Source organism: Herpetosiphon gulosus (genome assembly GCF_039545135.1).
GTDB classification, from domain to species: domain Bacteria; phylum Chloroflexota; class Chloroflexia; order Chloroflexales; family Herpetosiphonaceae; genus Herpetosiphon; species Herpetosiphon gulosus.
This window is the reverse complement of the sequence record NZ_BAABRU010000010.1, coordinates 222882-249383: the sequence shown is the minus strand read 5'-3', so window position 1 is coordinate 249383 and position 26502 is coordinate 222882. Positions and strand designations below refer to the sequence as shown.

At 50.4% G+C, this 26502-nt stretch carries 24 protein-coding genes and 1 tRNA gene; 17 read left to right on the top strand and 8 right to left on the bottom strand.

The window, feature by feature from the left end; translation table 11 throughout:
• Positions 1-137: 137 nt before the first annotated feature.
• Positions 138-620 (bottom strand): plastocyanin/azurin family copper-binding protein, encoded by a 483-nt coding sequence (locus ABEB26_RS15405; protein WP_345722926.1) that lies wholly within the window; start codon positions 618-620, stop codon positions 138-140.
• A 330-nt stretch (positions 621-950) separates the two neighbouring features.
• Here ABEB26_RS15405 and ABEB26_RS15400 point away from each other — a divergent pair, with 330 nt between their 5' ends.
• The 6 genes from ABEB26_RS15400 (at position 951) to ABEB26_RS15375 (ending at position 6846) form a co-directional block, all read left to right on the top strand.
• On the top strand, positions 951-1928 hold the full coding sequence (locus tag ABEB26_RS15400) for an AAA family ATPase (protein ID WP_012192423.1): 978 nt from the start codon (positions 951-953) through the stop codon (positions 1926-1928).
• A 171-nt stretch (positions 1929-2099) separates the two neighbouring features.
• On the top strand, positions 2100-2987 hold the full coding sequence (locus ABEB26_RS15395; RefSeq protein ID WP_012192422.1) for a DUF58 domain-containing protein: 888 nt from the start codon (positions 2100-2102) through the stop codon (positions 2985-2987).
• Positions 2988-2997: 10 nt separating this feature from the next.
• Positions 2998-3918 (top strand): hypothetical protein, encoded by a 921-nt coding sequence (locus tag ABEB26_RS15390; RefSeq protein ID WP_345722925.1) that lies wholly within the window; start codon positions 2998-3000, stop codon positions 3916-3918.
• A gap of 185 nt (positions 3919-4103) precedes the next feature.
• Positions 4104-5096, top strand: coding sequence for a vWA domain-containing protein (locus ABEB26_RS15385; protein ID WP_345722924.1), 993 nt, complete (start codon positions 4104-4106; stop codon positions 5094-5096).
• On the top strand, positions 5096-6109 hold the full coding sequence (locus ABEB26_RS15380) for a vWA domain-containing protein (protein ID WP_345722922.1): 1014 nt from the start codon (positions 5096-5098) through the stop codon (positions 6107-6109). The genes ABEB26_RS15385 and ABEB26_RS15380 overlap by 1 nt, the downstream gene beginning before the upstream one ends.
• Positions 6106-6846: a tetratricopeptide repeat protein gene (locus ABEB26_RS15375; RefSeq protein ID WP_345722921.1), complete on the top strand. Its 741-nt coding sequence runs from the start codon at positions 6106-6108 to the stop codon at positions 6844-6846. Before ABEB26_RS15380 ends, ABEB26_RS15375 begins: the two co-directional genes overlap by 4 nt.
• A gap of 3 nt (positions 6847-6849) precedes the next feature.
• Here ABEB26_RS15375 and ABEB26_RS15370 read toward each other — a convergent pair whose 3' ends face one another.
• Complete coding sequence (locus ABEB26_RS15370) at positions 6850-7431, bottom strand: redoxin domain-containing protein (RefSeq protein ID WP_345722920.1); 582 nt, start codon at positions 7429-7431, stop codon at positions 6850-6852.
• A 204-nt stretch (positions 7432-7635) separates the two neighbouring features.
• On the opposite strand from ABEB26_RS15370, the gene ABEB26_RS15365 reads away from it, so the two are divergent.
• The 3 genes from ABEB26_RS15365 to ABEB26_RS15355 all read left to right on the top strand — a co-directional run bounded on the left by ABEB26_RS15365 (position 7636) and on the right by ABEB26_RS15355 (position 10958).
• Positions 7636-8118, top strand: a complete 483-nt coding sequence (locus ABEB26_RS15365; protein WP_345722919.1) for a DUF2306 domain-containing protein — start codon at positions 7636-7638, stop codon at positions 8116-8118.
• 79 nt (positions 8119-8197) lie between these two features.
• The gene (locus tag ABEB26_RS15360) at positions 8198-9766 is read left to right on the top strand and encodes a sensor histidine kinase (RefSeq protein WP_345722918.1); all 1569 of its coding nucleotides are present in this window, start codon (positions 8198-8200) and stop codon (positions 9764-9766) included.
• Between the two features lie 256 nt (positions 9767-10022).
• Positions 10023-10958, top strand: a complete 936-nt coding sequence (locus ABEB26_RS15355; protein ID WP_345722917.1) for a YitT family protein — start codon at positions 10023-10025, stop codon at positions 10956-10958.
• 29 nt (positions 10959-10987) lie between these two features.
• Here ABEB26_RS15355 and ABEB26_RS15350 read toward each other — a convergent pair.
• A tRNA-Thr gene (locus ABEB26_RS15350) sits at positions 10988-11063 on the bottom strand.
• A 329-nt stretch (positions 11064-11392) separates the two neighbouring features.
• Between ABEB26_RS15350 and ABEB26_RS15345 the strand changes: the two genes are divergently transcribed.
• Positions 11393-12073, top strand: a complete 681-nt coding sequence (locus ABEB26_RS15345; RefSeq protein WP_345722916.1) for a deoxynucleoside kinase — start codon at positions 11393-11395, stop codon at positions 12071-12073.
• 40 nt (positions 12074-12113) lie between these two features.
• Here the strand turns inward: ABEB26_RS15345 and ABEB26_RS15340 are convergent, their stop codons facing one another.
• The 5 genes from ABEB26_RS15340 to ABEB26_RS15320 form a co-directional block, all read right to left on the bottom strand.
• Positions 12114-13208, bottom strand: a complete 1095-nt coding sequence (locus ABEB26_RS15340; RefSeq protein ID WP_345722915.1) for a sensor histidine kinase — start codon at positions 13206-13208, stop codon at positions 12114-12116.
• Between the two features lie 96 nt (positions 13209-13304).
• Positions 13305-13679: a hypothetical protein gene (locus tag ABEB26_RS15335; protein WP_345722914.1), complete on the bottom strand. Its 375-nt coding sequence runs from the start codon at positions 13677-13679 to the stop codon at positions 13305-13307.
• Between the two features lie 52 nt (positions 13680-13731).
• Positions 13732-16152, bottom strand: coding sequence for an endonuclease MutS2 (locus ABEB26_RS15330; RefSeq protein ID WP_345722913.1), 2421 nt, complete (start codon positions 16150-16152; stop codon positions 13732-13734).
• A 41-nt stretch (positions 16153-16193) separates the two neighbouring features.
• On the bottom strand, positions 16194-16751 hold the full coding sequence (locus ABEB26_RS15325; protein WP_345722912.1) for a CvpA family protein: 558 nt from the start codon (positions 16749-16751) through the stop codon (positions 16194-16196).
• 138 nt (positions 16752-16889) lie between these two features.
• A complete protein-coding gene (locus tag ABEB26_RS15320) occupies positions 16890-17438 on the bottom strand; it encodes an RNA 2'-phosphotransferase (protein ID WP_345722911.1) in 549 nt (182 codons plus the stop codon).
• 226 nt (positions 17439-17664) lie between these two features.
• Here ABEB26_RS15320 and ABEB26_RS15315 point away from each other — a divergent pair, with 226 nt between their 5' ends.
• The 7 genes from ABEB26_RS15315 (at position 17665) to ABEB26_RS15285 (ending at position 26489) form a co-directional block, all read left to right on the top strand.
• Complete coding sequence (locus ABEB26_RS15315) at positions 17665-18561, top strand: hypothetical protein (RefSeq protein WP_345722910.1); 897 nt, start codon at positions 17665-17667, stop codon at positions 18559-18561.
• Positions 18562-19860: a fumarylacetoacetase gene (fahA, locus tag ABEB26_RS15310; RefSeq protein ID WP_345722909.1), complete on the top strand. Its 1299-nt coding sequence runs from the start codon at positions 18562-18564 to the stop codon at positions 19858-19860.
• A 339-nt stretch (positions 19861-20199) separates the two neighbouring features.
• The gene (locus ABEB26_RS15305; RefSeq protein ID WP_345722908.1) at positions 20200-20916 is read left to right on the top strand and encodes a dolichyl-phosphate beta-glucosyltransferase; all 717 of its coding nucleotides are present in this window, start codon (positions 20200-20202) and stop codon (positions 20914-20916) included.
• Between the two features lie 94 nt (positions 20917-21010).
• The gene (gene pyrR, locus ABEB26_RS15300; protein ID WP_054535825.1) at positions 21011-21547 is read left to right on the top strand and encodes a bifunctional pyr operon transcriptional regulator/uracil phosphoribosyltransferase PyrR; all 537 of its coding nucleotides are present in this window, start codon (positions 21011-21013) and stop codon (positions 21545-21547) included.
• Entirely contained in the window at positions 21547-24630 is a 3084-nt protein-coding gene (locus ABEB26_RS15295; RefSeq protein ID WP_345722907.1) for an AAA family ATPase, read from the top strand. The genes pyrR and ABEB26_RS15295 overlap by 1 nt, the downstream gene beginning before the upstream one ends.
• A gap of 75 nt (positions 24631-24705) precedes the next feature.
• Positions 24706-25662, top strand: coding sequence for an aspartate carbamoyltransferase catalytic subunit (locus ABEB26_RS15290; protein WP_345722906.1), 957 nt, complete (start codon positions 24706-24708; stop codon positions 25660-25662).
• Between the two features lie 59 nt (positions 25663-25721).
• Positions 25722-26489, top strand: coding sequence for an HNH endonuclease (locus tag ABEB26_RS15285; protein WP_345722905.1), 768 nt, complete (start codon positions 25722-25724; stop codon positions 26487-26489).
• The last annotated feature ends 13 nt before the right edge of the window (positions 26490-26502 follow it).

The following is a 26502-nucleotide window of genomic DNA, read 5'->3' as shown; positions in this document are numbered from 1 at the left end:
CAGCTTGTAGGGTAGTTGCCAATTGTTAAGTGTTGGTCATATCGAAGTTAAGAATCTCAAAAATCTATGGGCTGAATTAAACCAAAACGCGAATGGGTGTGCCATTCGCGTTGGTTACTACGAGGGTTGCTCGTTGCTTATTTGACGGTCAAAGTACCCTTCATGCCAGCAGCATAGTGGGCCGGATAGGTACAGATAAAGCTGTAAGTACCTGGTTGCAAGCTCACGGTGAAGGTATCGCTTGCGCCAGCAGCAATCGTTTTGCTATGACCCAAAGATTTGTCGGCAGGAGGCAAGAAGTCAGGAGCCGAAGCCATCGAGGCATCAACCGCAGCTTGTTCTTCGCCTGGCTTGACGATGACCAAATTATGAGCCAAAGCGCCCGGGTTATTAAAGGTCACGGTCACTTCGCCAGCAGTGGTTTCGGCTGCCGTTGCGGCAAAAGCCAAGGTACCACCAGCCGCAGCGTCAATCGTCAGAGTCGAGCTACCGCCACCGGTGCTGGGTGCGCTAGTTGCAGCGCCGTTATCTGTTGATGGGGCGGTCGTGGCAGCTTCTCCACCACAAGCAGCTAAAGTTAACGAAACAACAAGCAAGAGTGCAATACTCAACTTCTTCACGGAAGCATCCTTTCAAACGGTATTCATTAAAACAACCGTTGGCAGCTTGGCAACGGTTGGAAGGCACAAACCTAGTATACCTGCCTCCACAGGGGATGGGTATCAGGCATTAACCTGATTGTCGTGATCACTACAGCTTGTTTGGCAATTTTTAAGCATTTTACTCAGGCACAACGGCCTAGCAGCAGTCTTCATCGTTTCTTCATAGCTTAAGTATGGTGAGAATTGGCTTAAACGCAGCTAAAAAAGCGGGTTTTTGGCTCAAGGTTATGGTATTATCGACAACAGAAAAAAGATTCGGCTACCCGTTGTTGACGTGCGAGGTTCACCTTGGAAACAAATAGTAGCGATGTACGCCGCGCAGGCGAGGCCTTGCAAAGCCTTGTGGGCGAAGTAGGAAAAATTGTTGTTGGGCAGCGGGCATTAGCTGAACGCATCTTGATTGGTTTGTTGGCTAATGGTCACTTATTAATTGAAGGTGTTCCAGGGTTGGCCAAAACCTTAATGGTTAAAAGCATGGCCGAAGGGATTCATGCCCAATTTGAACGGATTCAGTTTACCCCCGATTTGCTGCCTGGCGACTTGATTGGTACGCAAATTTACAATCAACGCACTGGCGATTTTTCGATTAAAAAAGGGCCAATTTTTACCAACTTTTTGCTGGCCGACGAAATTAACCGTGCTCCGGCCAAAGTGCAAAGTGCTTTGCTCGAAGCCATGCAAGAGCGTCAAGTAACAATTGGCTCGGATACCTTTAAATTGCCCCACCCATATTTGGTGATGGCAACCCAAAACCCAATTGAAAACGATGGAACCTACCCCTTGCCTGAAGCGCAGGTTGATCGTTTTATGCTCAAAGTGGTCGTTGATTACCCCACCCGCGAGGAAGAATACGAAATTCTCAATCGCATGACTGGGGCAACCACCCCCAAAATGAGCACAACGATGACAATCGAGGAGTTGGATAACGCTCGCAAGATTTTCCATCAAATTTATATTGATGATCGGGTCAAGCATTATATTTTGGATTTGGTGTTTGCCACCCGTAAACCTGAGCAATATGGCTTGGCACAAATTAAGCCCTATATTGAATTTGGCGCATCGCCACGGGCCACCATTTTTATGACCTTGGCCGCTAAAGGAGCCGCCTTCTTGCAAGGCCGTGCTTATGTCACGCCCGATGACGTTAAACATATGGCCTTAGATGTGCTGCGCCACCGTTTGATCGCCACCTACGAAGCCGAAGCCGAAAATATCACTTCGGAAAACTTGGTAGCCCAAATTCTCAATCGGGTGCGGGTGCCGTAGGGTATAGGGGCTAGGGATCAGTCGTCAGGGGCCAGTTTTTAACGCAGAGGCGCAGAGGGTGCTAGGGGTTAGTGATCAGGAGTGCTGATTGGTCAGCTAATTCAAAACAGGCTCCTCGTCCCTAAAGCCTGACCCCTTCGTGTCCTTCGTGGATCAATAATCGGATACACCATGAATTTACAAGAACTCATGCGCCAAGTGCGCTTCATTGAATTGAAAACGACCAAGTTGGTAACTGGTGTGTTTGCTGGCATGTACATGAGCAGCTTCAAGGGGCGTGGCGTTGAGTTCGATGAAATTCGCGAATACGAGCCTGGCGATGATGTGCGTGCGATCGATTGGAATGTCACCGCGCGGACAGGCCGTCCGTTTATCAAGCGCTTTGTCGAAGAGCGTGAGATGACCGTGATGCTACTGGTCGATATGAGTGCTTCGGCAGATTTCGGCACAACCCGCAAACTCAAACGCGAACTAGAAGCCGAATTGTGCGCAACCTTGGCATTTTCGGCGGTGCGCAACAACGATCGCGTGGGCATGCTGCTCTTTACCGAGGAAGTTGAGCGCTTTATCCCGCCGCGCAAAGGCCGTAACCATGTGATGCAAATTGTGCGATCGTTGCTCACAACCGACCCTGAGCATCGCGGCACCAACATCACCAAAGCCTTGGATTACCTTAACAACGTGGTCGAAGGCAAAGCCTTGGTCTTCATTATCTCGGATTTTCGCTCGCTCGATAATTGGATTCGACCGTTGCGGATTACGGCGCGTCGCCATGATGTCGTCGCAGTGCGAGTGGAAGACCCGCGCGAACGTAAATTGCCCAAGGTTGGCTTGGTACGGCTGCAAGATGCCGAAACCGGCCAAGAGTTGGTTGTCGATTTGCGCAATGAAAAATTACGCGACATGTTTGAAAAGCAGGCCGAAGCTCAACACCAAAGCCATGTAGCCGAACTACGGGCCTTGGGCGTTGATCATATGAGTTTGCAAACTGATGGGCGTTACGCCGATTCGCTGCAAAGCTTCTTTAATCGTCGGATGAAACGCCGTGAACGCGGCTAGAGGAACAGCTATGGCAAAATTGTGGTGGTTATTCGGATTCAGTTGTTTGCTCTTAATTGCGCCGGTCGCAGCCGCCGAGCCAGCCGTAGCCGTGCGTGCTCAACTCAATCGCACCAAAATTACTGTTGGTGATTTGGTCGAGTACGAATTGCAAGTGACCACGCCCAACGGTTTCAAAAGCGAACTCCCAGCGATGCCAACCAAAATGTTTGGCGAATGGGAAGTACGCGAGTGTGCTCCGCTGACTGAAACCAGCGTTGCCGATGGCTTACGCCAAGGCTGGCGCTGCCAATTAACCAACTGGGATGTGGGCATTCATGCTTTTCCAACCCAACTGGTCAAAATAACCAATCCCGATGGAACCACTGGCCGCGCCAATACCCAGCCCGTTAGTGTCGAAGTGGCTTCGGTGCTCGATGAAAATCCTGAAGATATTAAACCATTGAAACCACAATTGATTATGAATGAACAAGCAAATTATTTATTGATTATTGGCCTTTCGTTGTTGGCGATTTTGGTGGCTGGCTTTGCGGCGTGGGCGATCACCTACTTCCGCAAGCATCGGCCAGTGCCAGTTCCGGCCCAAGCACCGCAGCCAGTTCGTGACCCGTTTGCGGTAGCCATGGCTGAGCTTGAACGGATTGGCAGTTTACGCTTAATCGATCAAGGCCGAATTGTCGAACATTATGCCTTGATTGCTGATGTGCTACGAACCTTCATCACTGATCGTTTTTCGGTGCCAGCACTTGAGCGAACTACCAACGAAGTGCGTTTGGCGCTTTCACACCCTGGCATGCAACAACGCCGTGATATGTTGCTGCGCTTGCTGGCTGAATCTGATGGCGTGAAATTTGCCCGCCAACTACCCAATCCAATCGAAGCCCACGCCATGATTGATAACGCCCGCCAAGCAATTTTGGCGACACGCTAATCTAAATTATGAAGGATGAATTATGAGGGAGGAAAACGAAGGAATGAAGGATAAATTATGAGGGATGCAAATATATTGGTTGAGATACGATTTAAATTACTTGACGATTGATCGATGGTAAAGGTTATGAAGCTGATTAATTCATCCTTCATCCCTCATCCTTCATCCTTATATCAGAGTTGCTTATGACATTTGCTTATCCGTTGTTATTTTGGTTGTTGCCGATTGTGCCGATTGTCTGGTGGTCGCTGTATCGCCGCAGTCGCGGTGAAGTCGTGACCATGCGCTTCTCCGATTTGGGCATGTTGCGTGGGGTCAAGCCGTCGTGGCGGATTCGTATGCGACCTGTGTTAATTTCGTTGCGAGCTGCGGCAATTGGCTTGTTGGTGGTAGTCCTCACTCGGCCACAATATGCCCAAAGCTCCGAGCGAGTGGTACGCGAAGGCATCGATATTCAGCTAGCCTTGGATATTTCGCTGAGTATGAAGGCTGGTGACTTCGAGCCAAAAGACCGCATCACCGTAGCCAAAGAAGTCATTTCAGAGTTTGTTAAAGGCCGCAAAGATGATCGGATTGGCCTCGTGGTTTTTTCAGGCCATGCCTTTACCCAAGTGCCGTTGACGCTTGATTACGACTTTTTGCAAAATTTATTGGGTCAAGTGCAAACGGTACGCCGCCCTGATGGGACGGCGATTGGCATCGCCTTAGCCCACTCGGTCAATGGCTTGCGCAACAGCACCACCAAAAGCAAAGTCGTGATTTTGCTCACCGATGGCTCCAACAATCGTGGCGATATCGAGCCAGCCCAAGCTGCCGAAATTGCTCGTGCTTTAGATGTGCGGGTGTATACAATTTTGGTCGGCAAACCAGGCGGCGGCGAATATCCCGTGCATGATCCTTGGCGCGACGAAACCTACCTAATTCCCGCGCCAACTGCCGAGGATGAAGTAGCCTTACGCGATATTGCTGAACAGACGGGCGGAATTTTCTTCCGTGCTGGCGATGAACAAGGCCTACGCGATGTCTACGATACGATCGATAAAATGGAACGCTCGCAAGTCGCTAGCGAAAAATTAGTCCGCTACACCGAGGCTTGGCAACCATGGGCCGCTGGAGCACTCTTGCTCTTGATGATTGAAATTTTGCTACGCAATACCATTCTACGGAGTATTGGCTAATGGCACTTGTACCAGCAAATTTATGGCTCTTATTGGTTTTACTGCCCTTGGCGGGGGTATTCTGGCTCGCTCGTCGCGCCGAAGAACGTGATCGCGCTGCGCTCGGCGATCCAGGCTTAATTGCTTCGTTGCTTTCGATGCAGCCTGCTCGCCAACGCCGCATTCGGATCGTCTTGCAACTCAGTGCCGTAGGATTAATCATTGTGGCACTGGCGCGACCAGTTTGGGGTAGCGGCGATGAAACGCTCAAGCGTAGCGGTTTACAAGTGTTAATCTTGCTTGATGGTTCACGCAGTATGGCAGCACAAGATGTACGGCCATCGCGGATCGATGCCAGCAAACGCATGGTTTTAGCGCTGCTTGATCGCTTAGAAGGTAATCAAGTGGGCATGCTGATGTTTGGTTCGTCGAGTTATGTGCAATTTCCCTTGACCAGCGACCTCGCAGCGGCCCGCTCCTTGGTTGAGCCAATCAACCCACGTGGGCTTTCGCTCGGTGGCACCGATGTTGAGGAAGTCATCACTGAGGGCTTACGCTCATTTCCAATTGGCCAAATCGAAGGCCGCACCATGATTTTGATCACTGATGGCGGCGATTCCGATGAACAAAGCGATGGCGAAGCAGTTGCCGCCGCGCGTGAAGCAGCCAAAATGGGGCTGACAATTCATACGATTGGCATGGCAACCGAAGCTGGCGGCCAAATTCCAATCTACGATGAGCTTGGTAATATTAGTTATGTCGAAGATCAAGGCCAACGGGTGATTAGCAAACTCAATCGGCCTTTGCTTGAGCAAATTGCCTCGGCCACTGGTGGAACCTACTTCGATGGCAGCACGTTAGATCTTAACCAATTGCAAACCGCGCTTGAACAAAGCGCCCCGGTTGATCTGACTGATCAAACTCGGCGAGTTTACAGCGAGCGCTTCTATATTTTCGCAGGCCTAGCCTTTATTTTATTAGTCGCCGATGTCTTTGTGGGGCGCTTGGAGCAACGAAAGGTGGTAGCAGCATGAAACCTACAACGATTGTTAGCACGGGCTTGCTGTTATTAGCCCTGACTGGTTGTGGCGCACCGTCTGCCGCCGATATTAATGCTGAGGGCAACGCACTCTACGAGCAGGGCGTGTATGGTCAAGCCCTCAATCAATATAAAGAAGCAGTGTTGATGGCTCCTGATCGGCCTGAACCACAGGTTAATTTAGGCAATACGCGCTACCAAATGGGCGATTATTTAGGGGCAATTGAAGCCCCAAATAATGCCTTGCAAACTGCCGACCCTGCGACCCAAGCAATTATTTATTACAACCAAGGCAATGCCCACTTTCGGCTAGAGGAGCTTGATGAGGCGATTGAAGCCTATAAAAAAGCCTTGCGGATCAATCCCGATGATCTTGATGCCAAATATAACCTTGAGCTAGCCCAAAAAATCCAAGAGCAGCAGCAACAACAGCAACAAGCTAGCAATCAACAAGATCCCAATCAGCAGCCACAGGATGGCCAACAAGATCCCAATCAACCACCCCAAGATGGTCAACAACCTGATCCAAACCAAGATCCGAGTGGCGGCGGCCAACCACCGGAACGTCCCCAAGCACCACCGTCAAGTATGAACCCTGATGAAGCTGAGCGCCAACTCGATCAATTGGAGCGTAGCGAGGATCGCAATCGCGAAGATCTGTATGATAATTATGCAGTTGGAGCCGATGGCAACCCGACCGATAGCCAAGGCGGCGATGACGAAGGTTGGTAGAGGTTAAGCCAATTGACGAGCAAAGTTGGGATTAATCTCTTCATTGGTATAAAAACGCTGTTGGGTATATTCCAAGACACTTTGCCACGCTGGATAGCGATAGATTGGATCGGCGACATGAATATAACTTGGGGCGGTTGCGCGACATTTAATCAAGGCGTGACCGCCATGTTGGGTCAGTGATTGACCTTGCCCACCCCCAACCCAATGCCCCTGCAAAAACTGCCAAGCCTGATGCAACATCACCTGTGGGCTGACCACACTATACAAACTACCCTCACTAAACCCTGTTGCCCGATAAATTTGGCGCTCTGGATCACTGTAGATTGGAATTGGCAAGCGATAGAGCCGCGCAAAAGCTTGGGCAGCGGCTGGCTCGGCCATCGTAATCACCGCCAAATTAATATCCAACATGCGAAAAGCTGTGGTGTACTCATATAAATCGAGTAAGTTGCGCCGACAGACCGCACAACCTGGATGGCGCAAAAACACCAAAAGCGCCGCTTGATCGCGCCATAACGAGCCAAATGGTAAACTCTGGTTGTAGATATCACGAATGGCAATCAGGGGTAAAGCCGTATCCATCACTAGGTTCCTCGTGGATTAAAGGTGGAGCGTTGGAGATACGATAGCATTGCCCGACACCCAATAGTAGGCAACATTATGGCTAACCTCAACTAGTTCTTTTGATCTAGTTTGGTTGTAGCACTTAGTACTGATGGACTAGCCCGCGCACATTGCTAAACTCCAGTCATTGGAATTAGGCTTCTTTACTGGTGAGGTGTGGCAATGTTTCTGATTTTGCATATCATTGGGGCGGTCTTAGCGCTGAGCGCTGGCTTGGCGGCCTATCGCTGGCCCAACGGCACAACAACCCATCGTTGGATTGGCAAAGGCTATTTGTTAGGATGGGTAACGTTATTCAGCACAGGCATCGTCATCAGTCGGGCCGGAGTTAGCGCACCTGATGTTCTGAACGGATTGGGAATGGCTTCGGCGACCATTGCCTATAGCGTAATTTTCTTTCGCAAACGCTTGGGGCGACGCTGGCTACGCTTGCACTATCAATGGATGACCCAATCGTATGCCTTTGTATGTGTTGCAACCCTCAATCAAATTATTGCCCGCATTGGAGTTGAGATTAATTTTTGGATTTTTGCGGCGGAAGTTTCTTTACCCTTCTTTATTCTGCCCTATGTGGGTCGTAAGCTTGATCAACGCTATGGATTTGCCCCCAAATCTAAACAATTGGGTAATGCAGCAAGCAACTAAACCGCGCAATTAATCAACATGATCATTGGCTTTTAGCTGGGCGCTAGAAGCCAATAATGCTATAGTATGGCAGATTTAGGTGAGTAGCTGGTTTATGATGCACCCAGAGCCAATCACAATTGATCAACAAACCGCTCAAGATCGGGTTCACAACCAAAGTTTGTTGTGGTCGGGCATTATTGCCGCCTTGGTGGCCTGTGTTGTGCCGCCAATTATTGGATTTAGTAATGGCAGTCTGCGTGGCGTGGATTTAGTTATTTATTTAGGCGCAGCCATTGGTTATGTTGGCTTGAAAAGTTTTTTTTGGTTTGAAACACCACTTTGTACCCGTTTTCGCCGCAATCCTCAACTGTTAATTAGTGTAGTTTTTGGGCTTGCGGCCTTGATGCAACTGATTAGTCGCGATTTCACGACCCAACCAATTGCCTTTATGGTGCCAATGGTCTTTATCGCCGGAACCTATCCCTTGCCCAAAACCCTGATCATTGCTGGCTTAATTGCAATATTGATGAGTGCCAGCTTTATTGCCTCGGGCTTGCCGCTAACCAGTGCTGGTTTATCAGCCTTATCGAGCCAGATTGTATTACTCCTGTTTGTTACATTGTTTGGTTATGTCACCAACGAATCGGTGCTCACCCGCCAAAAAGTCGAGCAGCTAGCCCAAGAACTAGCCCAAGAACGTGATTATTTACAACAACTCAGTGCCATCACCGCTGCATTATCGAGCGAAGTTCAATTAGCCCGCGTTTTAGCCCAAGTGGCTGAGGCAGGCCGCAGTTTAGCCAATGCCCAAGCGGTTACGGTGGCTCTGCTCGAAGATCAAGAATGGCGGATCGTTGCCAGCGTTGGTAGCCCCGATTCAAATTTACAAAGCCTTGAGATTATGCTTCACGTCAAAGGTGAAACAATTGGCCGTTTAAATTATTGGAGCGTCCAGCCAGCCAATGCAGCCTTGCGCCAAGCGTTGCAACCATTTGCCGATGCCGCAGCAATGGCAATTTACAACGCCCAACTTTACGAACAAGCGCGTTTCTCGGCAACCTTGGCCGAGCGCAACCGCCTAGCCCGCGATTTTCACGATACCTTGGCCCAGCAACTAACTGGCTTGCGCTTACAAATCGAGGCTGGCATACGCAACCTCCATCAGCCCGAAAAAGCCCAACTACGCTTGCAAAAAGCCTATGATTTGGCCTTGGCGGCCTTGCACGATCTACGGCGCAGCGTCTGGAACTTATCTGCTCCAGCGATCGATGGGCGGGTACTCAGCGATGTTTTGGCCGAATTGGTTGATACATTTCATCAACGTACCAATATTCAAAGCCAATATAGCCACGATGGTCAAGAGCTTACGCTACCCAGCGATATGGCGATTCAGGTGTTACGAGTGGTCAACGAGGCCTTGAGCAATGTTGAAAAGCATGCCCAAGCCAAGCATGTGGCCATCCGATCAATCGTCGCTGCCGGCCAGCTTCAAATCACGGTCAGCGATGATGGCCAAGGTTTTGAACTTGCTGCTGTGCAACAAACAGCCAGCGGCGGCTTTGGCCTGACCAGTATGCGCGAAAGAACTCAGCTGATCCAAGGTTCGCTCTCGATTCAAAGCCAGCCAAACGCTGGTACGTTGCTGACGTTGTGTTTGCCGTTATAAGCGAGGAGTCAGGGGTCAGGGGCGAGGAGTCAGGGGTCAGTCCAAGCTGATTCCTCGCCCCTGACCCCTCATCCTTTGTGGCCTGGCCTTCGCGTTCTTCGCGGTTAAATTTCATGCTTTTGATTTCCGATTTTCCTGCATCCCTCATTCATCCTTTCGAGGCTTAGGACTAATGGCATAGGTTCATGGGGTTGGAAAATTAATAATTTCGCGGTAGGATAGCGCTATCAACAGCTACCTTGATAGCGAACCATGGATGCACCACCTTGTTGAGGTGGTCTTTTTGGTTGGTTATCAGCATCTTGAGGTTTTTATGCACCGTTTAGCTATCCGCCGCGAACAAATTCCCGGCATTCTGCGTGATTATTTGGTGATGACGATTGGTACGCTCTGTATCGCGCTCGCCTTGAATATATTTCTCGACCCCAATAATGTGATTTTTGGCGGGGTGACGGGGATTGCCGCCATGCTCAAAACGCTGCTTGGCTTGCCAATTGGCGTAACGTCGTTGGTGCTCAATATTCCCTTGTTTATTATTGGCTTGAAGCGTTTGGGCGGCTTTGTTTTTGGCTTGCGCACGATTTTCGCCACAGTGATGCTCTCGGTTTTTATCGATCTCACAGCCAATCGCGTAGGCCAGTTTGTGCAACGCGAACCATTGTTGTACATCGCCTATGGAGCCTTGCTCAGCGGCATCGGCACAGGTTTGGTCTTGCGGGTTGGCGGTACAACTGGCGGGGTCGATATTGTGGCTCGCTTGTTGCAGCAATGGCGTGGCATTCGTCCAGGCCAATCGATGTTGATTTCGAGCGTAGTGGTGTTTGGCGCAGCTGGCTGGATTTACGGCGCAACTCCGGTGCTGTATGCTTTGTTGCTAGCCTTTATCGAAACCCGCGTGATCGATATTGTGTTAGAAGGCTTCAGCGATGGCCGTTCAGCCTTGATTGTTTCCGACAAACCTGAGGCAATTCGCGATGCTGTGTTGCACGATCTTGATCGCGGGGTAACCATGCTCGAAGGTCGTGGCGGTTATAGTGGCCGCGAACGAGCTGTGTTGATGTGTGTCATCAGCCAAGCCGAAATTGCAATTCTCAAAAAGATGATTTACAACATCGATCCACGGGCCTTTGTGGTAATGACAGAGGCAGTTGAGGTACTTGGTGAGGGCTTCCGGCCTGCCAAAGCCGAATAAAAAATCACTCGCCGAAGTGAGTGATTAAGTGGAGCCGATGACGAGACTTGAACTCGTGACCTACTATTTACGAAACAGTTGCTCTGCCAACTGAGCTACATCGGCTGATGTGCGCTGAAAATTATAGCAGTGCCCATCAGCCTTGTCAAATGTCATTCGAGGGGTCAGGATTCAGAAGTCAGGGGCCAGCAAGGAGTACGAAACTGAAACCATGAAGAACCCAAAGAGCGCGAAGCTTATTTTTAGCCACGAATTGCACGAATTACACGAATGATCATTTATATTTCTTTGCTAATAACTGATCCCCGATCCCTCACTCCTATGCTCTATGTTCTATGTTCTATGTTCTTTTTGCCCTCTGCCTTTTGATTTTTGACTTTATAATGGATTGGTTGCAGAACAACGATTCGCCTGGTAACAAGGATTGAAGCACCATGGGACATACATTTTTCGGCCAACACTTATATTTGAGTGTGGCGGGCAATATTGGGGTGGGCAAAAGCACCCTCGTCGAAACTTTAGCCGCCGCTTTTGGCTGGCAACCCTACTACGAATTTGTGGCCGATCATCCCTATCTCGATGATTTTTATGCCGATAAGCATCGCTGGGGCTTTCATTCACAAATGTGGTTTTTGGCTCAACGCTTCGAGCAACAACGCGAAATCGCCGATACACCAATCTCATTAATTCAAGATCGCTCGATTTATGAAGATTATGAGGTGTTTGCTAAGGGTTTGTTGGAGCAGGGGATTATGAGCCATCGCGATTTTCGTACCTATCGCAAACTCTATCAAGCACTGATTCAATCGACCACCCCGCCAACCTTGATGGTCTATTTGCGCGGCTCGGTTCCCACGCTGTTGGAGCGAATCAAAAAACGCGCTCGGCCAAGCGAAATGAATATTAGCGCCGATTATTTGAGCCATCTAAATAATCGTTATGATGAATGGCTCCGCCGTTTCGAGTTATGTCCAGTGCTCACAATCGAAACTGATGATTTAGATGTAGTCAATCGCGACGATCATCGCCAACAAGTGATCGAAATTATTGGGCAGGCAGTTGGTCGGCGTAGCAATTTTCAATATCGCTTACCGATCAACGGTGATAAAGCCTAGCTTAATTAGCCCAGGTTTCAGTTGAGGCTTGGGCTTCATCTTAGCCCTCAACGCGCAAGGTGATGGTTGTACCCGCTTGGGGTTGTGATTGCACTTCAAACGTCCCATGATGGATTTCGGCTTGGGTTGCGAGCGCTGCTAAACTGGAATAATGCTGATCGTTACGCAGCAAATTCGGGTCAAAACCAACGCCATCATCACGAATTTGCAACACGACTGTCGCTTCATCGCCATATAACTCAACATCCAAATGCTGGGCTTGGGCATGATCACGCACGTTGCTCAGCAATTCTTGGGCGGCTCGCCAAACATAGGCTGTTGCTCTGGGCGAAAGCACTGGCAAATGACCATCGCAGGTGTAGTTGATGGTTAAATTGCCCTCGGTTTTCAGGGTGCGCAACTCGGCGGCCAAAGCTTCCGGCAAGGTACGTTGGGCCAAAGGCAGGCCACCAACATCGCGCAAGGTGCGGTGAAGTTGTTGGCGCAGTTGTTCGATGGTCGCGGCTTCAGGGTTTTCGCGTAGGCTTTGCAATTGCTGAATCGTTTGTTGATAGCTTTTGGTTAGCTCATTGACCCGCGATTCGCTCAGATGATAGGCTTCACTATGCAGTAAATCGCGACGCGTGCGCGATTCGTTATGGGCGGCGGCCCAAGTGCCCAAGGCTGCCGTAACGGCCTGAAAAATAAACACTGGCAAGGCCTCGCGCCAAGCCAAGCGTCCAAACAGCACCGCCGCATCAGCAATCAACATTGCCACCAAGGCCAAAGCCCCACCGCTATAGCTCCACCAACGCCCAGCCGCTACCAATAATGGAATATAGGCCAAGGCCCATAAGCTGCCCCGTTCTAGGGCATTGGCGGGAGTTAGCCACAGCAGCGCAGTGACATGCACCAAATCAGTTAATAACAAACTGGGAATATACAACCAGCCCAGCCAGCGCCGAGCCTGTGGCAATAACAAGAGGCCAACCACGATGCCGCTACTAATAATTAATGGCGAAACAGGCCGCTCGCCAAGCCAATACAGCAATAACGCACCGCCAACCGAAAGCCCTAATTGCAAGCCGAAGTATGCACGTAACCCACGCATTACCCGCCGATGGCGTTGCCTTAACCACGCTGCCGAATGAATCATGGCTTGTTGGCTCCTAGCTTTGGCTGAACTGTACATTCAGCTATCTTGCAGAGATCATACCAAAAAAGCCTTGATTTTGGGCACATTTCAAGCAGATTAGGTTGAAATCATGCGCCATTGTTGCCAAAGTAATAGCCCAACCACCAAGCCCATTTGGCGCAGCCACGGCCAAACTGCCATCGAAATTGATGTAATCTGCACAAATACGACTGTGCCAACTAAGCCCAAAGCAATAGTCAGTACAATCAGCAGCCCATCGATCACCAAACGTCGCCGCTGAAAACTCAGAGTGCGCAGCCAAGCCAGCAAGCCCGTATAGCCAGCTAACAATACGCCAACCCATAGCAAATCGATTTGGGCTAACTGATGCTGCGTTGCCCAAACGCTCCAGCTTGCATTCAGCCCGCTCAGCCAGAGCAACGGTTGATTGATGCTTTGATACCTATCTTGATCGTGCGGCACAAAATACATAATCGATTTCTAAAATAACAACAGGGCTGAGCGAACTCAACCCTGTGCTGACTCAACGGGCAACCATTTTGGCGATTGTTACGCCATCGCCGCCATCACCTTGGCTACCACTATTGTACGATTCGACCAAGGGATGGCGTTTGAGCAACGTTCGTACAACTTGGCGCAACGCCCCCGTACCCTTGCCATGAACCAAACGCACTTCTGAAAGATTGGCTAGGTAAGCATCGTTGAGATAATGATCGAGCTGACTTTCCACATCTGAGGCTCGCCAACCACGCATATCAAGCTGCATCGAAACATTTGGCGGCGGTGGCGTATTGATCATGCGCTGAACAGGCACATATTTTTGGGTCGCCTGCGTTGGGGTAGTCCCAGCTTTTTCGAGCCGCAACTCGCGTAAATCGACCCGCAAACGGAAGCCACCCAATTGAACTTCGGCCTCGTTGGCCTCTTCATCCAAATCGAGCACCACGCCCGAAAGCTTAACGCTGCTCACAAACACCTGATCGCCAACTTGAATTGTGCGAGGCAATGGAGCAAGCGCAACTTTGGGAACAACTGGAACTTTGGCTTTGGGGGGAGTTGGAGTTTGGGGAACCCGTTCGGCAACTCGGCTAAGGCGTTGTTCGGCTTGTTCCATCCATTGGCGGCTAACCGAAACTGAGCGAAATTCATCGCGTAAGCGGCGCAATTCAGCCCGCACGTCGCGCAATTCATCATCAAGTTGGCGTTGATAGCTGGCTAATTGCTGTTCGCGATCCTGCTCAAACTCATACAATTCACGGCTCAAGCGATCACGCACCAGCTCGGCATCTTCGCGCAATTCCATCGCGCGGGCGGCTTCACTCTCGGCGGTTGTGCGTTCGCGATGAATCGCGGCCAGCAAATCTTCAACTTGGACATTATCGCGGCTAATCGTCGCCCGAGCGCGTTCGATCAAATCGCGTTTAAGCCCCAAGCGTTCAGCAATTGCTAAAGCATTCGAGCGGCCTGGCAAGCCGATTGAAAGTCGATAGGTTGGTGATAAGGTTTCAACATCAAACTCAACTGAGGCATTTTCAACCCCATCAGTGCTATAGGCAAAGGCCTTGAGTTCAGCATAGTGGCTGGTTGCCATCGCCAAACATCCCACATTCAACAAGCGTTCGATAATCGCGCGGGCCAAAGCAGCACCCTCGACCGGATCAGTGCCAGCACCCAATTCATCAAACAACACCAACGAATCGGGGGTTACCCGATCCAAGATTTGGATGATGTTAGTCATGTGGGAGGAGAAGGTCGAGAGGCTTTGTTCGATGCTTTGTTCATCGCCGATATCAGCAAAAATTTTACCAAAAATGGGGAGACGTGAGCCTTGATGGGCCGGAATATGCAAACCCGCTTGGGCCATTAATGCCATCAAACCGACGGTTTTGAGCGCCACCGTTTTACCACCAGTATTCGGGCCAGTGATAATAATCATCTGAGTTGGGCCGCCCAGCCAGACATCGGTTGGCACAACCAGATCTTGGTTGAGCAAGGGATGGCGGGCTTTGAGCAACGACAGGGTTGATTCGGGGTGCAGATCATCGACGGGAGCTGGAGTATTGATCGCAGGTTGGTTAGCCCGCAGGCTAATGCTATATTTGGCTTTGGCAAAGGCTAAATCTAATTCAGCGGTAGCCTCAACCCCAACAATAATCGCCATACCTTCATTGGCAATTTTGCCCGAAAGTGCCGCCAAAATGCGCTGAATTTCTTCGCGTTCAGCCAATTGCAGCTCACGCCACTGATTATTTAACTCAACCGTGGCCAATGGCTCGATATACAGGGTCGCGCCCGACGATGATTGATCGTGGACAATCCCGCGTAAGGCACGGCGTTGCGGCGCTTTGACTGGCACGACATAGCGGCCATCGCGCACCGTGATAATTGGCTCTTGCAGCACATCAGCATATTGCGACGAATTGATAATTGCTTGCAAACGCTCTTGCAACCGATTAAACGCCACCCGAATGGCGCTACGCAAGCGGCCCAATTCAGCCGAAGCACTATCTAAAACCTCGCCATCAGGGCCGATTGTGCGTTCAATTTCATGTTCCAGCGTGGCCAAATTTGGCAGTTGATCAGCCAAAGGGTGTAATGGCACAAAATCGGGATGATTGCGCAAGACTTGGCCGCGCAACCGCCGCATTGCACTGAGGGTAGAGGCAATTTCTTGTACCCGACTCGCCTCAAGAATCCCACCACGACGAGCATGTTCCACCGCAGGGCGAACATCACGAGCACCGCCAATTGAGACATCGGCAAACGATTCAATTAAAGCACGAGCGGCACTGGTACGAATTTGCGCCTGCAGAATCCACTGCCCATCGGTTGATGGATGGAGTTGCGCAACCAACTCACGGCTTGCGCTAAACGCAGCATGACGTGCAAGCTGATCACGAACTTTATCGAACTCAAGGGTTTGGAGTACAACTTCTGATATCATCACGAAACTTCTTCTATTGCAAGTGCAAAAGCACTGCACGATTACCGTTGAATACTACGGAATAATGTATCAGCACTATCGGGCATAATTGGACTAATTGGCCCGTAAATCAGCGGCAAGATAATATTTAAAAATACATCTTTTAATACTGATGCCCGTGTGCTAGCTTGTAGAAACTTCATCGCTGGATAATCGAGCACTGCTGCTGCATTTGTTGTAAATAAATACCGTAACATCATTGCAAAAATACTGGCGATCATTGCCCCGAGAATTAACCCAAGGAAGGTTCCAATTACCTTATCGATATATTGGAGTTGACCGCCAACTTTGAGATAGCGAAAGGTATAGCTGGCCACCCACAGCAAAATAAAAAATAGTACGAACAACAAAATCAAAAACGATAACATTTCCAAAACTTGGAATGGTGTTGTCGAATTTTTGCTGATCATCAAGGCTAATGGCCGATAATATAGTGATGAAAGCACAATCGTTAGGTAAAAAACGAAAATGGCAACACCAACTTTTAACATGCCTTGAAAAAAGCCATAGAATAGCCCAATCACAACGAAAAGCAGCAACAGAATGTCTACAAATGGCATGAGCAAGTTCCTCATCTACCCACGCAGAGCCAAAACATCGCGGAAAATCCGTGGATGTTGCTGGATCATGGGTGGCCAAAGCGCGATGGGCGTATTATAGCATAGCCCGATCTGCCGCCTCAGAACAACCCAAGCGCCTTAGCTTTCAAGCGTCAGATAGGCAGGAGCGATGGCGGTGGTCAGCCAAACGCCGTTGTCGCTGCAAAAGAAAGCTTGTCCAGCCCGATATAGTTCGTCAGCTTGGACGATTAAAATCACTGCTTGGCCGTGACGTGCCCCTACTTGTAGCGCCGTCACCCGATCACGCGAGAGATGGACATGTTGGCGTTGCATAGGCCGTAGTCCATCACTCAAAATTGTTGCTAAGTTGTGTTTGGCTGTACCGTGATACAGGATGGTTGGCGGTTGCTGGGCCACGAGGCCTAAATCGACCGCCACGCTGTGGCCTTGGTGGGCGCGAATTTTTTGGCCAGTTGGATCGAAGCCGAAACGCTGTTTGTTGTTCTGTTTAACAACTTCCAGTAACTCGGCTTGGCTAATTGCAAAATTATTGGCCGCACAGGCCGCTAAAAGTTGCTCAACCCCAACCCAACCACCTGGTTCAAGCGTTAATCCCAAGCGCTCTGGTTGATGGCGTAGATGTTTGCTCAGATATTTACTAACCCGAATTAATCGACGTTCATCCATTGCGTGGTTGGCTCCTTTGGGCCTTGAGATTAAGCGCTGCTTGAATTCCGTTGCTAGCTTTATTTGACCATAACTTAAATGATTTGACATCAGTCTCTGGATTTAGACTGACGCTCGGTTTTGCGATGGAATGAATCTCAACTATTTGCCCCAAGTGCTCACTTCACGTACACTTGAAGTATCATCGGATATCGTATGTCCCACAATGACGTGGAGGATTTTGGATATGTCACCGATTTGGGAACCACTGCTCGCTGGATTGATCGATTATGCAGGGCTTTTTCCACCAGCCGCCCTAGCCATGGATCAAGCGACCAGCCAGTATGCCAACTATCGTACTAGCAACCAACACGGCTATTTAGCCCGTTTTATTTTGCCCTACAGCCGGATTGCCGAATGGCAAACCAGCCTTGGCAAGCAGCCAAGCCAGCCTTGGATAATCAGCCTCTTAGCTAACGATCTTGCTCAACTTGCCGAAATCCCAGCGCTTAATCAGCGTTATCAGGGTTGGTTCGTGATTGATACAGCTGAAGTTAAGGCCGAGAGCCTCGAACAAATCGCGGCGATTCATGCGGCCATGCCTGAACAAATTACAATATTCGTTGAAATTCCCCATGATCACGATCCAAGCCATTTAATCGCAGCCCTGCGAAGCACTGGGTTACGCGCCAAACTTCGCACTGGTGGGATTATCGCCGAAGCTTTTCCTGAACCAGAACAGATTGTGCGCTTTCTGCATGCCTGTATCAGCAATGGGGTCGCCTATAAAGCGACTGCTGGTTTACACCACCCTTTGCGTGGCCAATATCGCCTGACCTATGCAACGGATAGTGCTGAGGGCTGGATGTATGGCTACCTCAATCTGATTTTAGCTAGCGCGTTGTTGCAAGAAAATGCCGCCCATCAAGAGGTGCTCGCAGCCTTGCTGGAGCATGATCCTGCGGCAATTAAGCTAACCGAGCAAAAAATGAGCTGGCGTAACTGGCATTTTGAGCCTGATGATTTGTTGGCCGTGCGCCACAGCGGCTTAATTGCCTTTGGTTCGTGCTCGTTCGAGGAGCCGATCAACGAATTTGCCAGCTTTATCGAGCAGCCAGCCTTGGCCTATGGAGCAACCAATTAAATGTTAAACGAAACCCATGATCCAGACTTGCGCAGTTGGGTAGCCAGCGCCAACCTCGCTGGAGCCGATTTTCCGATTCAAAATTTGCCGTTTGGCGTGTTTCGCCGCCAAGCTAGCCAAGAGCATTGGCGCATCGGCGTAGCAATCGGCACTGAAATTCTTGATTTAAACAAAGCTGCTGATTATTTGAACGAGCTTGATCAAGCCAGTTTGGCAGCCTGTCGGGCTGAAAACCTGAATCAATTAATGAGCCTAACGCCTGCGGTTTGGAGCACTATTCGTTTGCAACTCAGCCGAATGCTGCGCGAAGGCACAAACTTGCAAGCCGAATTAACCCCACTACTGTTGGCTCAAGCCGAGGCCGAAATGGCATTGCCTGCCACAATTGGCGATTACACCGATTTCTATGCCTCGATTTTTCATGCGACCAACATTGGCTCAATGTTCCGCCCTGACAATCCACTCTTGCCCAATTATAAATATGTGCCAATCGGCTACCATGGGCGAGCCTCATCGATTCGGGTTAGCGGTGCAACAATCAAACGACCCAATGGTCAGACCAAAGCTCCCGAGGCTGAAGTACCAACATTTGGGCCATGTCGCTTGCTCGATTACGAGCTAGAGCTGGGTTTTTGGGTTGGTCAGGGCAACGATTTAGGTCAGTCAGTCAGCATTGAGCAGGCCGAAGATCATGTATTTGGGGTTTGTTTGCTCAACGATTGGTCGGCACGCGATATTCAAGCCTGGGAATATCAGCCGCTCGGGCCGTTTTTGGCCAAGAATTTCATCAGCAGCATCTCGCCATGGGTCGTCACCCTCGAAGCCCTTGCCCCCTATCGCTGCCCCGCCTTCGAACGTCCCGCCGACGATCCTGCGCCACTCGCCTACTTGGATAGCCCAGCCAATCGCAGCGCTGGCGGCCTTGATTTGGTATTGGAAGTCAGCTTACAAACTGCCAGCATGCGTGCAGCAGGCCAAGCCGCCGAAGTCATCAGCCTTGGCAATTTTAGTGATATGTACTGGACATTTGCCCAAATGCTGACCCATCACACCAGCAATGGTTGCAATCTACAGCCTGGCGATTTATTGGGCAGCGGCACGATTTCAGGCCCAAGCAAAAACTCACGCGGCTGTTTGATGGAGCTAACCTGGCGCGGCCAAGAGCCAATTCAGCTCAGCAATGGTGAGCAACGCCGCTTTTTGCAAGCTGGCGATGAAGTGATTATCCGCGGCTGGTGCGGTGCTGCCGATGGCCTAAAAATTGGTCTTGGTGAATGTCGTGGTGTTGTGATGGATTAACCATAAAAAGAACATAGAACATAGAGCAAAGAACATAAGGCCCGGGAACTTAACGCAGAGGCGCAGAGTGTGGCTATTGGCTTTTGGCTTTTGCTCCGATAGCCTACCGCCTGTCACTACACTCCCTATGCTCTATGTTCTTCTTCATCCCTCATCCTTCATCCTTCATACTTATCGAGGATTGACACTACCCAAGCTGCCAACTATAATCGAGCAGTCCTTTAAATGCGGTCCGGCGAGGCTGCGAAGGCGTGTAGCTCAATAGCAATTTTTTGCCCATTTTCGCTCATGCCCTAGGTCGGATCGTCGGCTTAGGGTTTGTTGTTTCTCCGAGGTTGTATGGCACACACCGACTACTCTGTTGATATCGTAATTCCGGTATTGAATGAAGAGCAGCAGCTAGAGCAAAGCGTCTTAGCCCTTCGCGATTTTTTGCAGGCCTCGTGCCCCTATCGTTGGCGTATCATCGTTGCCGATAATGGCTCAACCGACCGCACGCCCCAAATTTGCCAAGATCTGCGCAGCCGTTTTCCTGGCGAGGTCGATTTTGAGCGCTTGGAGCAACGTGGGCGAGGCCGGGCGTTGCGCACTGCTTGGCTCAAAAGTTCAGCCGATATCCTGTGTTATATGGATGTTGATCTTTCGACCAACCTGCGGGCCTTACCACCATTGCTTGCTGCCCTAATTCACAGCGATTATAGCCTTGGCACTGGCTCACGCTTGATGCACGGAGCGATTGTTACGCGTCAATGGAAGCGCGAAATGATTTCCCGCGCCTACAATTTGTTAATTCGAGTGCTGTTTTGGCATCGTTTTCGTGATGCTCAATGTGGCTTCAAAGCGATTACGCGTCAAGCAGCCCAAGAACTCATCCCAATGGTGCGCGATAACGAATGGTTTTTTGATACTGAATTGTTGCTCAAAGCTGAACGGCGGGGCTATCGCATTTTTGAAGTGCCAGTTGAATGGATCGAAGATTTGGGCACGACGGTCAAAATTGTTAAAACCGCCTGGCAAGATATTAAAGGCTTGGTGCGGGTTCGCTTGGGCGGCTAAATCATTCATTAGCCCTAGGTCGCTGTGTGGTAGCGCCGCCAGCCAATCGGGGCTACAATAGACAATACGCTATTGCTGGCAGGAGCAAGATCCCATGACACCCAAACAGTTGATGAATGACGAGGAAATTCGCCGCGCCCTCAAACGCATCGCCCATGAGATCGTTGAGCGCAACGCTGGAGCTAGTTTGGTTTCGCTGGTGGGGATTCATCGACGAGGTGTGCCCTTGGCTCGCCGCTTGGCCGCGATGATCGCCGAAACCGAGCATGTGCAGGTGCCAGTCGGCGAGCTTGATATTGGCCTTTACCGCGACGATTTACATTCGCGTGGGCCAGCCCCCATCTTAGGCCGCACGATTTTGCCCGAATTAGGCAAACGCGTGGTGGTGTTGGTCGATGATGTGCTCTACACCGGACGCACCATCCGCGCCGCCTTGAATGAGTTGAGCGATTGGGGTCGCCCAAGTGCCATCCAACTGGCCGTACTGGTCGATCGCGGCCATCGCGAGTTGCCAATTCGCGCCGATTTTGTGGGCAAAAATATTCCAACCGCCAAAAATGAGCGGGTTGATGTGCAACTCAGTGAAATTGATTCAGCCCAAGATAGTGTTGTAATTGTGCAGGAGGACTGATGGGGCGAAGCGGGCAAGCACGACGACGGCGACGGACATCACGCTTTTTGGAGCAGGTTGGGTCACGGCGCAAACGAGCAGCGGTGGCACCATTGCAACTTGATGGCCGCGAAGAAACTGCTGCGTTGTTGGCGACCCTTGATGAACTTGCACCATTGTTAGGTGAGCAGAGAATTATGGTTGAAGATGAAGAACTAGCCAATTTGTTGAGCCGCTGTACGATTGACCTTCGCGCTCGTGCTGAACGCGATGAGTTGCGCCCAGCCTTTTTGCGCGATGAAGATTTGCTGGCAGTCCAGCAATTACTCACCTCGATGGATCATGTGAATCCAATTATTTTGGGCAAAGCGCGTTCGGGCAAAACCGCCTTGGTGCATGAGTTGGTGCGGCGTTTGGTTAAAACCCCCCAAGATATGCCCGAAAAACTGCGCGATTTGCCGATGTATGAGATGACTCCAGCCTCGTTGTTAGCTGGTTTGCAATTTGGCGAGGGCTGGCGAGCCAATCTCTCAACCTTATTCGGCAAATTGGCTGAACATGGCGCGGTATTGTTATTTATTCGCGATATTCATGCGGCGGTTGGGGCAGGGGTCAAGCGTGGCGATGATGATGATGATGATTTGGCCGCCGCGCTTGAGTCAAATTTGCACAGCGGCAAGTTGAAAATTATCGCTGAAGCCCGCCCAGATCGATGGCAGGCGATCGCTGCCGATCGCGAATCGTTCGCCGATTTGTTTACCTCGATTCAATTGGCGATTCCCAAACCCGAGCAGGTTGCCGAAATTGTGCAGCATGTGGCTGAACGCCATCGCCAACGCGCCACGATTGAGGCCGCCAGCCAAGCGACTGCGATTGATATTGCAGGCCGCTTTATTCTGAACCAAGCGTTTCCTGGCAAGGCGATTGAATTGCTGGAAGATTCGTTACTCCTAGCTGAACGTCAGCATGAATCAGAAGTATTGCCGCGCCATGTGGTTGAGTGTTTTGGCAATCGCACCGGCCTGACCAAATTATTGCTCGATGAAAATGAGCGCTTCGATGAAATTGCTTTGCGTCGTTCATTCAGCGAACGCGTGTTAGGCCAAGACCCCTCAGTGATTGCCATGGTCCAAAAGTTGGCCTTGCTCAAAGCCCGCTTGCACGATCCGGCGCGGCCAATGGGCGTATACTTTTTCCTTGGCCCAACTGGTGTAGGCAAAACCGAGCTAGCTAAAACTCTAGCCTCAACCTTGTTTGGTAGCGAAGAACGCTTTGTGCGCTTCAATATGGCCGATTACAGCGGCGAATACGATTTTGCCCAATTATTTGGCCGAACATGGGGCGATAGCGATGCTGAACGTCGGGGCAAACTGACCATGGCGCTGATCAATTTGCCCTTTGCAGTGCTTTTGCTTGATGAATTTGAAAAAGCCCATCGCTCAATTTTCAATCGTTTTTTGCAATTGTTCGATGAAGGTATTTTGGTCAATGCAATGGGCGAAGAAATTAACCTCCGTAACACGATCATCATTATGACCAGCAATTTTGGCGCAACGATTGTTCAAGGCGAGACTTGGGGTTTTGCTGCCCGCGAAGGCATTGAAGCAGTTGAACGGCGAGTATTGCGCGAAACTGAAGAATTTTTCTCGCCTGAATTTATCAATCGGCTTGATGGAGTGATTTTCTTCAAGCCGCTTTCGCAAAGCGATATGCGCAAAATTGCCGCCCGCGAAATGCGCAAATTATTCGAGCGTGAGGGCTTGGTGCGGCGCAACGTGCAAGTTGAACTTGACGATGCTGTGTTGGATATTTTGCTCAAACATGGCTATAGCATCCGTTATGGCGCACGCTATCTCAAGCGCCAAATCGAAAAGATGGTCACCTATCCTTTGGCTTCGGCCTTGCTAACGCGGCCAGAGCAAACCAATGGCTTGTTGCGCTTATACGTGGCCCGCGAGCAAATCAAGGCTTCGTGGGTAGCGAATGATGATGACGAGCCGCTGCTACCATCGCCTGAGGAGCAAGCGCTGCAATTGCCCCAAACGATCGAAGAAGCAGCGCAATTTATCGAGCAACTGCATAATCGGCTCAATCATCTGATCAAACAATTGAATGTGGTTGAGGCCCGTGAACGCCAAACCGAGTTGATGGACGAAATGTCTAGCCCCAGCTTTTGGGATGATCATGAACAAGCGCAATTTTTGCTAACAGAATTGAGTAATGTGGCACGACGCGTTGGCCGCTGCGACGATCTACGACGTTTATATGATGATGCGGCCCAACTGTTGCAACGGATTCGTGATCGCAACGAACGGCGTTTGTTCCCCGAACTGATGCGTATGGCCAAACGGCTTGAGCGTGATTTACGCTTTGCCGAACTCGAAATGTTGTTCAGCAACCCCGAAGATTGGCACGATGCCTATATCATTTTGGAGAGCGACCAAGCGGGCTTGCGCTGGGTTCGCAACTTGGCCAACGCCTACTTGGAATGGTCGCTGGGCAAGCGCTTTGAGGCCAAAGTGATCGACGAAACGCCCGCCGAAGATAATCTGATTCGCGTAACTTTGCAGATTAGCGGTTCTGGCGCGTTTGGCTTATTGCGCAGCGAAGCAGGCACGCATCGCATCTCAGAAACTGGCGGCGAGCCACGGCTCAAAACCGTGACCCAAGTGCAAATTAGCGTGTTGCCTGTGCCAACCGAAGATACGCCTACCCCAGCCAGCAGCGAGATCGAAATGTCCGTGATGAATACCCGCGCCGATGGCTATTTCTTGCGTAAGTTGCGGGTAACTGGGCGGGCGCTGCATCGTTACAGTGGCACAGCCGCCTTTGCTTGTGCTGGCAGCGAACGAGCAGTGCGCGAAATGTTGCTGAGCATCCTGTTAGGGCGCTTGGCAATGAAACAACTTGATGATTTTATTCAACCCAGTGACGATGCTTGGGGTTCGGTGGTGCGCAGCTATCACTTGGGCAAGCGCTCAACAATCAAAGATCCGCGTACCGAAATTGTGCATACCAATCCCAAAGCTGCCCTTGCTGGCGAGCTTGATCTGTTTATTGAAGCGGCGTTACGTTGGCGAGCAGCCTTGCCAGCCCGTCGCTAAACCGTCAAGGCGCTTAGGCCATAACCTAAGCGCTTTTGTTTATTAGTTGCTACTTGCTATAGATGGAGAATTTTTATGAGTTCGCCAACCACTACTCCGCGCCGTCGGCATGTGCTTGATCTTGATGATTGGAGTGCCGATGAGTTACGCACGCTCTTGACCATCGCCACCCAGATGAAGGATGTGCTGGAGCGTCCGGTTAAGCAAGTGCCAACCTTGCGCGGCAAAATTGTGGTCAATATGTTTTGGGAAGATAGCACCCGCACTCGTTCATCATTTGAACTGGCGGCCAAAGCGCTCTCGGCCAATGTGCTCAGCCTTGGAGCCAAAGATACCAGCGTCAAAAAAGGCGAATCGTTAGTTGATACGGTGCGCACGGTGCAAGCCTTGGGAGCCGATTATATTGTGATGCGCCATGGCCAAAGTGGCTCACCCTATCTTGTGGCTCAGCATTTCCGTGGCTCAGTGATTAATGGTGGCGATGGTCGTCATGCCCATCCATCACAGGCCTTGCTTGATCTGTTTACGATGCACGAACGGCTGGGCGAGCTGGCCGACAAAAAAGTGGTGATTGTTGGTGATATTTTGCATAGCCGCGTGGCTCGTTCGAATTTGTGGGCACTCACAACGATGGGGGCCAAAGTGGTGGTTTGTGGCCCACCAACCTTGATCGGCCCTGCCAAATATTGGCAAAGCACCTGGCCCAAGGTTGAAATTTCGCATAGCCTTGATCAAGCGGCTGCAGGTGCTGATGTGCTGATGGCTTTGCGTTTGCAACACGAACGAATGGAAGGCGGCTTGCTACCATCATTGCGCGAATATAGCCGCCGCTTTGGCCTGAATGCCACCCGCGTCGCCAGCGCCAACTCCAACGTGATTGTGATGCACCCAGGCCCGATGAACGAAGGCGTGGAGATTATGCCCGATGTGGCAACTGGCCCGCATTCAGTGATTGAAACCCAAATTACCAATGGCGTAGCCATGCGCATGGCCTTGTTCTACTACCTCGCCACTGGTAGCGAACAGGTTTAGGCCAGCAGCCAGCCGTAAATGCAGTTATTTGCGGCTGGTCTTTTGTTGAGGAGATAGCGATGAGTCGAAATCTTTGGCAACGTGATGAATTAATTCTTGCCTTCAATCTTTATTATCAGATCCCTTTTGGTAAAATCAATGCCAAAAATCCCCAAGTAATTGCCTTGGCTCAATTGATCAGGCGTTCTCCAGGAGCTGTATCTTTCAAATTATCAAATTTTGCCAGCCTTGACCCAACCTTAAAACAACGTGGTATTGCAGGAGCAAGCCATGGCAGCAAAGCCGATCTAGCAATTTGGAACGAGTTTTATAATAATTGGGAAGCTTTGGCCTTTGAAAGTGAACAATTGTTGGCAAAATTATCGCCAGCAGAGGCAGCAGAGCCTGAAACGAGCCTGCTTGAACTGCCAATCATCGAAGGTTTAGAGCGTGAGCAACTCCGGCGAGTTCGGGTGAATCAGCATTTTTTTCGTAAACTGGTGCTCGCAGCCTATGATCAGCGTTGCTGCATCACTGGCTTAAATATTCCGAGTTTGTTGAATGCCAGCCACATTATCCCTTGGGCACATGCCGCCGAACAACGAGTCAATCCGCATAATGGGCTATGTTTGAATGCGTTGCATGATCGGGCTTTTGATCGTGGCTTGATCACAATTACTCCCGATTATCGAATTCAGGTTGCATCAACCCTCATCAAATCCTCAGCTAACTCGGCCACAAACGATTTATTATTGGCCTACGATCAAGGGCAAATTGAAATACCTGCACGGTTTCAGCCTGATCCTGCCTTTTTGCGCTACCACAATCAACATATTTTCCAAGGCTAGGATAGATTATGGG